This window comes from Paenibacillus sp. E194 (assembly GCF_000935845.1).
GTDB classification, from domain to species: Bacteria; Bacillota; Bacilli; order Paenibacillales; family Paenibacillaceae; genus Paenibacillus_B; species Paenibacillus_B alvei_B.
In genome coordinates this window covers 1-13,128 of the sequence record NZ_JMDX01000173.1, presented here as the reverse complement: position 1 = coordinate 13,128, position 13,128 = coordinate 1, and the positions used below count along the sequence as shown (strand labels likewise).

Annotated in this window: 10 protein-coding genes; 7 read left to right on the top strand and 3 right to left on the bottom strand. The window is 50.3% G+C overall.

Annotated features, from left to right (window positions below):
* Positions 1-55: 55 nt before the first annotated feature.
* The 3 genes from AZ66_RS20565 to iolG form a co-directional block, all read right to left on the bottom strand.
* Positions 56-1,066 carry a LacI family DNA-binding transcriptional regulator gene (locus AZ66_RS20565; protein ID WP_044356550.1) on the bottom strand — a complete coding sequence of 337 codons (1,011 nt, stop codon included), beginning with the start codon at positions 1,064-1,066 and terminating at the stop codon, positions 56-58.
* A 121-nt stretch (positions 1,067-1,187) separates the two neighbouring features.
* Entirely contained in the window at positions 1,188-1,994 is an 807-nt protein-coding gene (gene iolB, locus AZ66_RS20560) for a 5-deoxy-glucuronate isomerase (RefSeq protein ID WP_044356548.1), read from the bottom strand.
* A gap of 58 nt (positions 1,995-2,052) precedes the next feature.
* Positions 2,053-3,057 (bottom strand): inositol 2-dehydrogenase, encoded by a 1,005-nt coding sequence (gene iolG / locus AZ66_RS20555; protein WP_044356547.1) that lies wholly within the window; start codon positions 3,055-3,057, stop codon positions 2,053-2,055.
* A gap of 390 nt (positions 3,058-3,447) precedes the next feature.
* Between iolG and iolC the strand changes: the two genes are divergently transcribed.
* The 7 genes from iolC (at position 3,448) to AZ66_RS20520 (ending at position 12,744) form a co-directional block, all read left to right on the top strand.
* Entirely contained in the window at positions 3,448-4,443 is a 996-nt protein-coding gene (gene iolC / locus AZ66_RS20550; RefSeq protein ID WP_044356546.1) for a 5-dehydro-2-deoxygluconokinase, read from the top strand.
* 138 nt (positions 4,444-4,581) lie between these two features.
* Positions 4,582-5,430 (top strand): class II fructose-bisphosphate aldolase, encoded by an 849-nt coding sequence (locus AZ66_RS20545; protein WP_044356545.1) that lies wholly within the window; start codon positions 4,582-4,584, stop codon positions 5,428-5,430.
* A 91-nt stretch (positions 5,431-5,521) separates the two neighbouring features.
* The gene (locus tag AZ66_RS20540; RefSeq protein WP_044356543.1) at positions 5,522-6,973 is read left to right on the top strand and encodes a CoA-acylating methylmalonate-semialdehyde dehydrogenase; all 1,452 of its coding nucleotides are present in this window, start codon (positions 5,522-5,524) and stop codon (positions 6,971-6,973) included.
* A 15-nt stretch (positions 6,974-6,988) separates the two neighbouring features.
* Positions 6,989-8,929 (top strand): 3D-(3,5/4)-trihydroxycyclohexane-1,2-dione acylhydrolase (decyclizing), encoded by a 1,941-nt coding sequence (gene iolD / locus AZ66_RS20535; RefSeq protein WP_044356542.1) that lies wholly within the window; start codon positions 6,989-6,991, stop codon positions 8,927-8,929.
* Between the two features lie 157 nt (positions 8,930-9,086).
* Positions 9,087-9,983, top strand: coding sequence for a myo-inosose-2 dehydratase (iolE, locus tag AZ66_RS20530; RefSeq protein ID WP_044356549.1), 897 nt, complete (start codon positions 9,087-9,089; stop codon positions 9,981-9,983).
* Positions 9,984-9,999: 16 nt separating this feature from the next.
* Positions 10,000-11,058 carry a Gfo/Idh/MocA family oxidoreductase gene (locus AZ66_RS20525; RefSeq protein WP_044356541.1) on the top strand — a complete coding sequence of 353 codons (1,059 nt, stop codon included), beginning with the start codon at positions 10,000-10,002 and terminating at the stop codon, positions 11,056-11,058.
* A 96-nt stretch (positions 11,059-11,154) separates the two neighbouring features.
* Entirely contained in the window at positions 11,155-12,744 is a 1,590-nt protein-coding gene (locus AZ66_RS20520; protein WP_021259899.1) for a solute:sodium symporter family transporter, read from the top strand.
* The last annotated feature ends 384 nt before the right edge of the window (positions 12,745-13,128 follow it).

Below are 13,128 nucleotides of genomic sequence, written 5' to 3'. Positions count from 1 at the left end.
TTTAGAATAACAAATATGGCCAGTTTATTTTACGAGATCAACATTCGCCTTAGGATCATTCGGTGGTCATATTCCGCACCTGTGTAGAATCCCCTGAAACCAATTGTGGCTGGAACACGATCTTTTGCTTCGGCATGTCTGGATTGTCCGCTTGACGAAGCAGCAATTGAATCGTTTCCTTGGCCATCTCGGGAATTGGCTGTGCGATCGTCGTGAGACGCGGCACAACGATTTGAGACAGGATCGTGTCGTCGAACCCGATGATGGACAAGTCGTTAGGAACCTGCAGACCGATCTGGTGTGCAGACTGCATAGCTCCGACGGCTAGCAAATCGTTGCAGGTGAATATCGCAGTCGGACGGGAGGGCTGCCGCAGTATTTGATTCGCGCCGGAACAACCTTCTGCGACTGACGAGTGAACGACTGTGATCCATTGTTCGTTCGGCTCGATTCCTGCATCCTTCATCGCTTGCTTGGCGCCGCGAACCCGGTGCTCACCGCTTGGGCTGTCCTCTGTAATGATTCCGATATCGGTATGTCCAAGCTGGAGCAAGTAACGAATCGCTTCGTAGCCGCCTTTATAGTCATCCACGGTCACGGTGTGCATGCTCAGGGATGTGATGTCTTTGGAGAATAGCACGATGGGGAGACTGTCGGTAATATAATTTTCTAACTGCGACCATTTTGTAAATTGGCAGGCAATGATAAGCCCATCGACTTGTTTGCGCTGCAGCAGGGAGATGTAATTTAGCCCTTTATCATCCTTATTGTCTGTGCTGCACATAACAATACTGTATCCGGACGCTTGAGCTTGATCCTCCAGATTGCGGGCCACCTCAGCAAAAAATGGGTTGGCCAGATCGGAGATGAGCAGGCCGAAGGTGGACGTTTTCTTTCCGGTTAACGCGGAAGCAACTACACTTGGCTGGTATTGCAGCTCTTTCATAATATGGAGGACACGCTCACGTGTTTTGGCGCTAATATTGCCTGTTTGATTGACGACCTTCGATACGGTGGCAATGGATACGCCAGCCGCCTTGGCTACGTCGTAAATAGTTGATTTCATAGGTAACTCCTCATCGTTCTTCGCACTTCTTGTGTACGTCTTCTCTTTATTTCTCATTATACAACAAAAGGAGAATGGACTACGCCATTCTCCTGAAAGAGACTGCTTGAAATAAGCGGCATCACTTTTTTTCAAATAACCACTCGTGTTCGGGATCATTGTGGAACTTCCATGTACGCACAGGTCCCGCCATCACGTTCAAATAATAGGACTCGTATCCTGGAGGCGCCGATACCGGATGGTATCCCTCTGGAACTAGGACGACATGGCGGTGCGGTACGGCTATCGTCTCATTCAGCGAACGGTCGTCATTATATACGCGCTGCATAACGAACCCTTGCTCAGGATTGACTTCATGATAATAGGTTTCTTCCAAATAAGATTCATGCGGCAAATTTTCCTTATCGTGCTTATGCGGCGGATAGCTGGACCAATGACCGCTAGGCGTGAATACCTCTACGACGAGCAGGCTGTCCGCCTCTTTTTGTTCTGGCAAAATATTATGGATATGCCGCTCGATGCTGCCGGAACCGCGTGTTTCTACACCGACATCTTTAGGAGCAATGACGCGAGCTGGGTATGTCCCCTTGCCAGGGGCTGCACAGACAGCTAGTTCTAAGGCCGTTTCGGCCTGAACGGTATATCGATCATGGTTCGGCACGTAAACCGAATACGGAGGAATGCGCTCAAATACACTCATGCGCTGTCCAAGCACACCGAACGATTTTTTCGAAGTGCTGACCGCAGCCTTCCCGCTTAGCAGGACAAGGCATACTTCCTGCTCATTTGTATCGTTGTGAAGCATCTCGCCTGGCTGCAGGGAATACAGTTCAAATCCTACGTACTTCCAGCCTGCGCTTTGCGGCGTAACGGAAATGACCTTGCCTTGCTCATCTCTTGGTTGTGGCGATACGAGTAATTTAGACATTAAGGCGGCCTCCTTGCCTCAGTGGAGAATAGTTTTTATAAAAATACAAATCTATATGTTAATGGGCTATCTTAACAGGCAGCCCGGTACGCAGCGACTCTTTGGCCGCTAGTGCGATGCGTTCCGCCTGCAATCCGTCGTTGGCATCACAGACGACTGGGCCATCATGCAAGATGGCATGGACGAAGTCTTGAACCTCCTGAATATAGGCCTGCGTATAGCGTTCGATGAAGAAATGCAGCGGCTTATCCATATGAACTCCACTAGCCGTCGCAACAACCGCTGTAGAAGGGCGGTCGTTCTGTGTTGAGACACAGCCGTCAGAGCCGAATGCCTCCAGACGCTGATCATACCCGTACACGGCCTTGCGGCTGTTCTCGATAATGCCGAGCGCACCGTTGGCAAAGCGCAGACTAATAATGGCTGTATCGATATCATTCAATTCCCCAATTTTCGGATCGACCAGATTCGCTCCTTGCGCATACACCTCAACGACCTCGTTTTGCATGACATAGCGAGCCATGTCGAAGTCATGAATGGTCATATCAATGAACAATCCGCCGGATTTGGCGATATACTCTGCTGATGGCGGCTCTGGATCGCGCGACGTAATGCGCAGCAGGTGTGGGGCTCCAATCCCTCCGGATTGTACGACGTCGCGCGCTTTTTTGTAATTATGGTCAAAGCGGCGGTTAAAGCCGACTTGCATTTTGACGCCGGACTCCTTAACCGAAGCTAATGCTTGCTCTGTCGTTTCGATCGAGAAGCTGACAGGCTTCTCACAGAAAATATGCTTGCCGGCTTCGGCAGCCTCACAAATGATGTCCGCATGTGTGCTGGTCGGTGAGCAGATAAACACCGCTTGAATATCCGGGTCATGCAGAATATCTTGATAATCGTTCGTGACAACAGGGATTCCATGCTCGGAAGCCCATTCGTTCAACCCTTCCGTATATACGTCTGATATTGCGCGAACGCGGATATTGCTCATTTGTTGAATATGGCTGGCATGCAGCTTTCCAATTCGTCCGGCACCGATGATTCCTACTTGCAGCATAATGATCCCTGCTTTCTCTGATTAATCGAAAAATTGTTCTGTATATGGAACAGTAAAACGGCTTACTAGGCAAAGTAGGGAAAGCGCTTAACTCATATTTTAACTATAGGCTATGTTCCAGAGGTTGGCAAGGTGGGAAATCAATAATTGAACGGAATTTCGCTGTATAGTAGGGAAAATGGCAAGTTATTTTAAATAGGAAAAGAAGATGTGCAAGTGAAAAAAAGAACTTATTAAATCAATAAAAAAGCGTTTACATTACCAAATTGGTGTGCATATAATTAGCTACAAGGTAAGCGCTTAACTCAACTCGCAACAGAAAGAGACTGCATCATAGTGGCCTCAGTCCTGCAGAAAGAGGGCATGAGGCAGAGAACATGGAGGTGCTGACTGGATATGAGTACACTATCATTCCCTAAGGATCGGCCATTCGACTTGATTGCCATCGGAAGACTGTGCATCGATCTAAATGCGAACGAAATTAATCGGCCAATGGAGGAGACAAGAACGTTCACAAAGTACGTGGGCGGATCTCCAGCCAACATTGCAATTGGGGCGGCACGCCTCGGCATGAAAAGCGGATTCATCGGCAAGCTGTCCGATGATCAGATGGGCCGTTACATACGACAATATTTGAACGATCAATCGATAGATACGTCGCAGCTTGCTGTTGATGATACGGGAGCGATGACAGGATTAGCCTTTACTGAAATTAAAAGTCCTACGGATTGCAGCATTCTGATGTACCGTGATCATGTAGCGGATCTCCTTCTTAAGCCGGAAGAGGTATCTGAGGAATATATCAAGCGGACGAAGGCGTTGCTCATATCAGGAACAGCGCTCGCTGCGAGCCCGTCACGCGAGGCGGTATTCATTGCCTTGGAATATGCGCGCAAGCATGGGATATTCGTATTCTTCGATCTAGACTATCGCCCGTACACCTGGAAAAATGTTGCGGAAACCTCGATTTATTATCAGCTTGCGGCGGAAAAATGCGACTTTATCATTGGAACGCGCGAAGAGTTCGACATGATGGAGAAGTTCTCCGGTCAGCAAGCGGACGATCGGCTGACTGCAGCGAAATGGTTCGGGCATCACGCGCAGGTTGTACTCATTAAGCATGGGTCGGAAGGCTCGATTGCCTATACGAAAGACGGAGAAGCGCATAGAGGGGGCATTTTCAAGACGAAGGTGCTTAAGACGTTCGGAGCGGGCGACTCCTATGCGTCTGCCATGATTTATGCGTTGATGCAGGGCTGGGATTTGCCGCGTGCGATGGAATACGGCAGCGCTTCGGCTGCCATCGTTATCTCGCGTCATAGCTGCTCAGACGCGATGCCAACTACCGCGGAACTGGATGAATTCATCAGAAGCGCGGAGCGTGGAGAATAGAGCTTAGACCACCGACCAGATCGGCCAATGGAATGAAACTGCATTCTATTGAATGCAGCCATAACGGCCCGATGGGGAAGTTTGCGGCGTATGAGATAGTGAGCAAGTTATAAGTCATTCAACATGGAGGGACGGTTCATGCTCGTTACATTAACGGAAATGATGCAGGGGTTGCCGGAACGCAATGCGGCCGTGCCGGCATTTAACGTATTTGGTTATGAGGATGCGTCTGCGGTCATTGCCGCAGCCGAGGAAGTCGGAGGGCCAGTCATATTGGCGACAAATAAGGTGGCGCTTCGCTATATGCCTCTTCAAGTATCAGGAGCACTGTACAGAAGCTTGGCTGAGCGCGCGAAGGTGCCAGTATGCATCCATTTGGATCACGGCGATGGATTCGAGTCGGCAGCCGAAGCGATTATGAGTGGATACACATCCATTATGTATGACGGCTCGCAGCTGCCGTTAGCGGACAATATCCGCAACACGCGGGAAATTGTAAAGCTGGCACATGCCTGCGGCATTCCTGTCGAAGCGGAAATTGGTGCTGTCGGATATACGGATCCGTCCATGAATGTGGAGGCTAGACTGACAGCACCAGGCGAAGCAAAAGTGTTTGCCGAAGAGACTGGTGTCGATGCGCTGGCAGTGGCGATCGGTACGCTGCATCGGATGGAAGAGCAGTCCGCGCCGATCGATTACGAACGGCTCGCGGAGATTGAGCGCGTCGTATCGGTGCCGCTCGTGCTGCATGGATCGACCGGAGTGAAGGACGATGATTTGCGCAGGCTTGCGGCTACACGCATCAGCAAGGTGAATATCGGTACGGCGCTCCGCATGGCGTTCGGCAAGACACTGCGCAGCGAAATACTGGATAAGCCAAATGAGTTCGACCGCGTTGCCTTATTCGCCCGTCCGATGGAGGCTGTGAAAGAAGCCGCTAAGCAGAAGATGCTGCTGCTGAATGCTCACCAAGCTTTGAACTTATAACTTTGAACGTATAAAAGGAACGGTTTGCTAGGTTCACATCCGGATTTCAGATGTTCTTACTATATATGAAATGACGAGAGGAGAATGGAACATGACAGAAGCAATCACCATTCGCAACTATGTCGGGGGACAATGGAAGGAATCAACATCAGGCAAAACGGAACCGGTATACAATCCGGCTACCGGCGACATTATCGGGCATGTCCCGTTGTCCAGCATGGAAGAATTGAATGAAGCGGTAACTGTGGCTGCGGAAGCGTTCCGCACATGGTCGCGTACTGCTGTTCCGCGTCGGGCACGCATCATGTTCAAGTATCAGCAGCTTCTCGTTGAGCATTGGGATGAGCTGGCCAAGCTGATTACGCTTGAGAACGGCAAAAATTTCAAAGAGGCATACGGTGAAGTGCAGCGAGGCATCGAATGCGTGGAATTCGCAGCCGGTGCGCCAACGCTCATGATGGGCAAGCAGCTGCCGGACATTGCTACCAACATTGAATCCGGTATGTACCGTTATCCAATCGGTGTCGTTGGCGGCATTACCCCGTTCAACTTCCCAATGATGGTGCCGTGCTGGATGTTCCCGCTGGCGATCGCTTGCGGCAACACGTTCGTGTTGAAGCCTTCCGAGCGTACTCCTCTTCTGGCTTGCCGCTTGGCGGAGCTCATGGAAGAAGCGGGCTTGCCGAAGGGCGTTCTGAATATTGTCCATGGGGCACATGATGTCGTGAATGGATTGCTTGATCATAAGCAGGTGAAGGCGATCTCCTTCGTTGGCTCCCAGCCAGTCGGCGAGTATGTGTACAAGCGCGGTACTGCCAACTTGAAGCGCGTGCAGGCCTTAACTGGAGCTAAGAACCACTCGATCGTAATGGAAGACGCGAATCTGGAGAACGCTACGACGCAAATTATCAATGCTGCATTCGGTTCGGCCGGAGAACGTTGCATGGCCTGCTCGGTTGTGCTCGTGCAGGAATCAGTTGCGGATGAGCTTGTTGCACAGCTTGTGAAGGCTTCCGACGAGCTTATCATCGGCAATGGCGAACGTGATGATGTTTTCCTTGGACCAGTCATTCGCGAAGGTCATAAGGAGAGAGCGATCGGTTACATTGATGCGGGCGTGCAGGAGGGGGCCAAGCTTGTACGCGACGGCCGTCAGGACGCAGAAACCAATGGCGAGGGCTTCTTCATGGGGCCGACGATCTTCGATGAAGTGACACAGCAAATGAAAATTTGGCAGGATGAGATTTTTGCGCCGGTATTGTCAATCGTGCGTGTGAAGGATATTGATGAGGCAATCGCTTGGGCGAATGAATCGCGCTTCGCGAACGGTGCCTGCATCTTCACGTCGAGCGGCGCTTATATGAGACAATTCCGTGAGCATATCGATGCAGGGATGCTCGGCGTAAACGTTGGTGTTCCAGCGCCGATGGCCTTCTTCCCGTTCTCTGGCTACAAGGATTCCTTCTATGGAGATTTGCATGCGAACGGCACGGATGGAGTAGAGTTCTATACCCGCAAAAAGATGGTCACTATGCGCTGGTAAGGGATGGTGTTCGGGATGGAAACGATCCGTTTAACAATGGCGCAGGCACTCGTCAAGTTCCTGGATCAGCAATATGTAGAGTTTGACGGTGTGGAGCAGCGCTTCATTAAAGGCGTATTTACGATATTTGGTCATGGCAATGTGCTTGGATTGGGCCAAGCGCTCGAAGAGGACTGCGGCGGCTTGGAAGTGTACCAAGGTCGCAATGAGCAGGGGATGGCTCAGGCTGCCGTCGCATTTGCCAAGCAGATGCGGCGCAAGCAAATATGCGCCTGTACTTCCTCGGTCGGACCAGGCGCAGCCAATATGATAACCGCTGCGGCAACGGCGACGGCGAATCAAATTCCGGTGCTGCTGCTTCCGGGGGACACGTTCGCCTCTCGCCAGTCCGATCCGGTGCTGCAGCAAATTGAGCAGCCAAATGATCTTACCATATCGACGAATGATGCTTTTCGTCCGGTAAGCAAGTATTGGGATCGAATAGTGCGTCCGGAGCAGCTAATGACGGCACTGATTCAGGCAATGCGGGTGCTGACTAATCCGGCAGACACCGGTGCTGTTACACTGGCATTACCGCAGGACGTACAGGGGGAAGCGTATGATTATCCCGTTTCTTTCTTCGAGAAGCGGGTGCATCGAATCGATCGGCGGCCTGCGTCAGTGGCGCAGCTAGAGGATGCGGTTCGCCTCATCGCTCGCAAGCGCAAGCCGCTGCTTATCTGCGGCGGCGGCGTTCGCTATTCCGAAGCGGGAGAGGTACTGGCAGCATTTGCAGAGGCCTTCCATATCCCGTTCGCCGAGACGCAGGCGGGCAAGAGCGCAATCGCAAGCTCTCATCCGCTTAATTTGGGCGGCATCGGAGTGACAGGCAATTCGGCTGCGAATGCGATTGCCAAGGATGCGGATCTCATTATTGGGGTTGGCACGCGCTTTACTGATTTTACGACAGGTTCTAAGGAACTGTTCAGCAATCCTGATATGGATGTCGTGACGGTGAATGTGTCCGAATTCCAAGCGATTAAGCTGGATGCAACTCCGATAGTGGCTGACGCAAAAGAGGGATTGGAGGAGCTTCATCAGCGGCTTCAATCTCTGGATTACCGTTCAGCATATATAGGGGAGATTCAAGAAGCGCGCGACGCTTGGGATAAGGAATGGCAGCGGTTGGCCGGGATTCAGTACGCACAGGGCACAGGTGCATTTACTCCAGAAATTGAGGGCCATTTGGATGAGGCACTGCCAGAATACGTGGCGGCTCTTGGCAGCAGTTTGACGCAGACACAGGTTGTGGCCGCCTTGAACCAACTGCTCGGCGACAATGCGATTGTTGTGGGCGCAGCCGGCAGCCTTCCAGGGGATTTGCAGCGGATGTGGCGGGCTGAGACACCGCATTCGTACCATATGGAATACGGCTACTCCTGTATGGGATATGAAATTGCAGGCGCGCTTGGCGTGAAGATGGCGGAGCCGGAGCGAGAAGTATACGCTTTTATCGGTGATGGCAGTTACTTGATGCTTCACTCTGAGCTGCTGACGAGCATTCAAGAGGGACGGAAAATTAACGTCCTGCTATTCGACAATAATGGTTTCGGCTGCATTAACAATCTGCAGATGGGCAACGGTATGGGCAGCTTCGGCACGGAGTTCCGTTCGCGCAACCCGCATACGGGCAAGCTGGACGGGCCTCTTGTCGGCATCGATTTTGCGCTTAGTGCCTCGGGGTACGGAGCGGTTACGTATTCGGTACGCACCATGAAGGAGCTCGAACAGGCCGTGATGGCAGCTAATCGTCAGAAGGAATCGACGTTGATCGATATTAAGGTGCTCCCGAAGACGATGACCCATGGCTATGATGCATGGTGGAATGTCGGCGTAGCGGAGGTGTCGGGCAAGAAGGCGATTGCACAGGCCTATGATGAGCGGCGCCAATTCCTGAGCCAGGCACGACCTTATTAACCAATCCACATGTGTATTTGAGGGCAAATTCGACGGTAATAACCTTTATTAACATGTCACAGAGCAGGAAACAGCAGTAATGGAGCAGGCGGTGGATAGTCGGGTACGGCCGCCTGACTCCATGAATCTTGATGATGACTTCTGGGGAGGAATGGGCATGTTTGCAGCAGACAGTGTGAAGATTGGGATTGCTCCTATTGGCTGGACGAACGATGATATGCCTGAATTAGGCGGAGAAAATACGTTTGAGCAGTGTGTGAGCGAGATGGCGCTTGCCGGTTTTACGGGGACGGAAATCGGCAATAAGTATCCACGTGATGTAGAGGTTCTTCAGAAGGCATTGCATTTGCGGAAATTGGAGGTGGCGAGTGCCTGGTTCAGTACTTACCTGACTGTAAAGCCGTTTGAAGAGACGGTAGAGGCATTTATTAAGCATCGCGACTTTTTACATGCGATGGGCTCGAAGGTCATCGTTGTATCTGAGCAGGGACACAGCATACAGGGAGAAAAGGATACTCCGCTTTTCGATAACAAGCCGATATTCAACGACGGAGATTGGAAGCGCTTAACTGAGGGGCTTCATCGTTTGGGGGAGCTGGCTCGGGTTAAGGACATGCACCTCGTGTACCATCATCATATGGGAACTGGGGTTCAGACAACGGTGGAAATCGAGCGCCTGATGGCAAGCACAAATCCGGACTTGGTGTCCTTGCTGTACGATACGGGTCATCTTGTATTTTCCGGTGAGGATCCCCTATACATATTGAATCGTTATATGGATCGCATCAAGCATGTTCACTTGAAGGATGTGCGTATCGATGTGGCGCGTCGCGTACTTGAAGAAAAGCTCAGCTTCCTGCAAGCGGTAAAGGAAGGGGTATTCACGGTTCCCGGAGATGGATGCATTCACTTTGAAACGTTGTTTCAATCGCTTGCGACGGCTGGATACCGCGGTTGGATGCTCGTGGAAGCGGAGCAGGATCCTGCTCGGGCGAATCCGCTCGAATACGCAATGAAGGCTAGACACTATATTTTGCAGCAAGCGGGCGTATAAACGGAGGGACGAACAGATGAAACAGGACAAACAGATATCGGTAGGTCTTGTAGGCTTAGGAAGACTCGGGCGGCAGCACGCGGATAATTTGGCGCATCGCATTCCGAATTGCAAATTGATGGCCGTATGCAGTGTGATACCGGAAGAGGTGGAGGAAGCTCAACAAGAGCTGAAAGTCCCTTACGGGTATACGAATTATGAGGATATGCTGCGCAATCAAGAACTGGACGCCATTTTTATTGCTTCTCCATCTTCTTATCATTGCGAACAGATTGAGCAGGCGCTGGAAGCTGGGTTTCACGTATTCAGCGAGAAGCCGCTTGGGCTGTACATGGAGGAAGCGCTGCGCGTGCAGAAGGCTGTTCGCAAGCATCCGAATCAGGTGTTCATGCTTGGTTTTATGCGCAGATATGACCGCTCTTATGCTTATGCGAAGAAACAAATTGAAGCGGGTACGATTGGCGAACCCGTGCTGATTCGCTGTTATGGAATCGATCCGGCACAAGCGATGCCTGGCTTCATGCAATTTGCCAAGAGCAACTATAGCGGAGGCTTGTTCCTCGATATGGCAATTCATGATTTGGATTTGGCTCGGTGGTATTTGGGCGTGGAAGCGGAACGCGTGTGGGCAATCGGCGGTTCTCATCGATATACCGAGCTTGCGGAGCTGAACGATGCAGAAACCGGAGCGGCACTTGTACAATTTGCAGGCAATAAGATGGGGATATTTGTAGCGGGTCGTAATTGTGCGCATGGCTATCATATCGAGACTGAAATTATAGGTACGCAAGGATCGCTGCGCATCGGGACTGTACCAGAGAAAAATCAAGTCATGATTCTCGATGATCGGGGTGTCGTGAGAGAGTGCGCAAATGGATTCCTTGAACGATTTGAACAGGCTTATATGGATGAAGCAGTTGAATTTGTACAGGCAACCCTCGAGGGAAGACAGCCAGAAGTAACGGTAGAGGACGGGGTACTGTCGACCGCGCTTGGCTATGCATGCAAGGAGTCGTTTGAAAGCGGCCAACTGGTAAACGTTCAATTGCCCGCTGCCGTGACTGCCATCAAGTAAGAACAGGGGATTCTTTAATCCTTCTCGGTGCAGCAGTCCTTACTTGAACTAGCAAAGATAAGCACAAGATTTCTCTATGCATAGAGGAGGGCTTTCATGACTTACATCACGGTCATCACCTTTTTACTGTATACTGGAATTGTTGCCTGGTACTCTTGGTACAAGACGCGTAGTGTGGATTTGAACAGCTCGGATGGATACTTTCTAGGCGGGCGAAGCTTGTCAGGTATTGTAATCGCTTTCTCCCTGCTGCTGACGAACTTATCGACGGAGCAAATGGTTGGATTGAATGGGCAAAGCTATGCAACATCCATGGTTGTCATGGCTTGGGAGGTAACGTCGCCAATCGCGCTCATCTTCATGGCGTTTATCTTCTTGCCGCGTTATTTGAAGTCAGGGATTACGACAATCCCGGATTTTCTGGAACAGCGCTATGATTTGCGTACGCGTCAGATTATTTCGATTTTGTTCTTGCTCGGATATGCTGTTGCTTATTTGCCTACCGTGCTCTATTCTGGTGCACTTGTGCTTGATACGATTTTTAATATTTCGGCTCGATTTGATTTGAGTGATTTCAATATTATATTGGTTGTATCTCTTGCGATTGGGATTACGGGGATTGCTTATGTGGTACTAGGCGGTCTGCGCGCATGTGCACTGTCGGATACGCTGAATGGTGTCGGCCTCATTGTCGGTGGTCTGCTCATTACCGTGCTTGGCTTGGTTGCACTCGGAGGAGGCAATTTGTTCGACGGGGTCAGCACATTGCTGCACAAAGAACCCGAGAAGTTGAACTCGATTGGTGACAGTTCTTCGCCAGTTCCTTGGGTGACGATCTGCGCAGGGCTTCTCTTCAACAACTTATTCTATTGGTGTACGAATCAGGCGATCGTTCAGCGGACGCTGGGCGCCAAAAACTTGAAGGAAGGCCAAAAGGGCGTGCTGTATGCCGGCATGTTCAAAATTTTCGGAGCGTTTTATCTGGTTCTACCTGGCATTATTGCTTATCATCTCTTTAACAATTCGCTTAGCAATGCGGATATGGCCTATCCATCACTTGTCATTGAAGTCCTCCCGACAATATTGTCCGGATTTTTCGCGGCCGTGTTGTTCGGTGCGATATTAAGCTCTTTTAATGGAGCGCTCAACAGTTCGTTAACCTTGTTTACCTTGGATATATACAAGCCGATATTCAAGCCGAACGCGACGGATCAGCAGCTAGTGAAAGCAGGCAGAATCTTTGCCGTCGTGCTCGGTCTTATTGCGGTAGCTGTTGCACCCTTTATTTTGTATGCGCCTTCAGGATTGTATTACTACTTGCAGGAGATGTTCGGATTTTATAACATCCCGATCATTGCCGCTGTCGTTGTCGGCTTCTTTAGCAAGAAGGTACCGGCGGTTGCGCCTAAGATCGCATTGGTTGTCCATATTGTACTCTATACCCTATCCAAATTCTTTTTGGGTACGCTCAACTTCCTGTACATTTTAAGTGTATTGTTCCCAGTCTGTGTGTTAGTCATGCTGCTCGTTGGGAAATGGAAACCGCGCGAACAGGATTTCGAGTTATATGAATCGGGGAAGGTAGATTTGACGCCATGGAAACATGCGAAGGCATTTACCGTCGTCATGATCGTGCTTATGATCGCTGTTTACATTCTATTCTCTCCATTAGGAATAGCTGCTTAATAGGGAGAGAGGAATCTATCTTTCTTCTAGTACTATGAATAAGGGGTTAGCCTGAAAAGGAGCTTGGGAGTTTGGGATTCCATGCTAAGTGGGCTGCCCCTTCTCTAGCCAATTGCGTCATCATTATCCTAAGCAGCCCTATTATTAATAGAAGGAGTTAGAAGAGAAACATGGCTGAGATAAACAAATTCAAATAAAGGGGTTGCATTCTCTTGAGTAACTATGGTATATTCTAATTCCTGCTTCGCTAAGAGGCGGGCAACAACAAAATGAAAACAACTTGAATAACAAGTTGAAAAAAAGTTGTTGACTTCGAATGAACGAAGTGATAAGATATAAAAGTCGCCGCTGATGAGGCGGTGAGAAAAAGAAAGTAACTAAGAA

Excerpts from the sequence above, each read along its gene's own strand:
- AZ66_RS20540 (WP_044356543.1), top strand. The coding sequence starts at position 5,522 with ATGACAGAAGCAATCACCATTCGCAACTATGTCGGGGGACAATGGAAG.
- iolC (WP_044356546.1), top strand. The coding sequence starts at position 3,448 with ATGAGTACACTATCATTCCCTAAGGATCGGCCATTCGACTTGATTGCC.
- AZ66_RS20565 (WP_044356550.1), bottom strand. The coding sequence starts at position 1,066 with ATGAAATCAACTATTTACGACGTAGCCAAGGCGGCTGGCGTATCCATT.
- iolD (WP_044356542.1), top strand. The coding sequence starts at position 6,989 with ATGGAAACGATCCGTTTAACAATGGCGCAGGCACTCGTCAAGTTCCTG.
- iolB (WP_044356548.1), bottom strand. The coding sequence starts at position 1,994 with ATGTCTAAATTACTCGTATCGCCACAACCAAGAGATGAGCAAGGCAAG.
- iolE (WP_044356549.1), top strand. The coding sequence starts at position 9,087 with ATGTTTGCAGCAGACAGTGTGAAGATTGGGATTGCTCCTATTGGCTGG.
- AZ66_RS20525 (WP_044356541.1), top strand. The coding sequence starts at position 10,000 with ATGAAACAGGACAAACAGATATCGGTAGGTCTTGTAGGCTTAGGAAGA.
- AZ66_RS20545 (WP_044356545.1), top strand. The coding sequence starts at position 4,582 with ATGCTCGTTACATTAACGGAAATGATGCAGGGGTTGCCGGAACGCAAT.
- AZ66_RS20520 (WP_021259899.1), top strand. The coding sequence starts at position 11,155 with ATGACTTACATCACGGTCATCACCTTTTTACTGTATACTGGAATTGTT.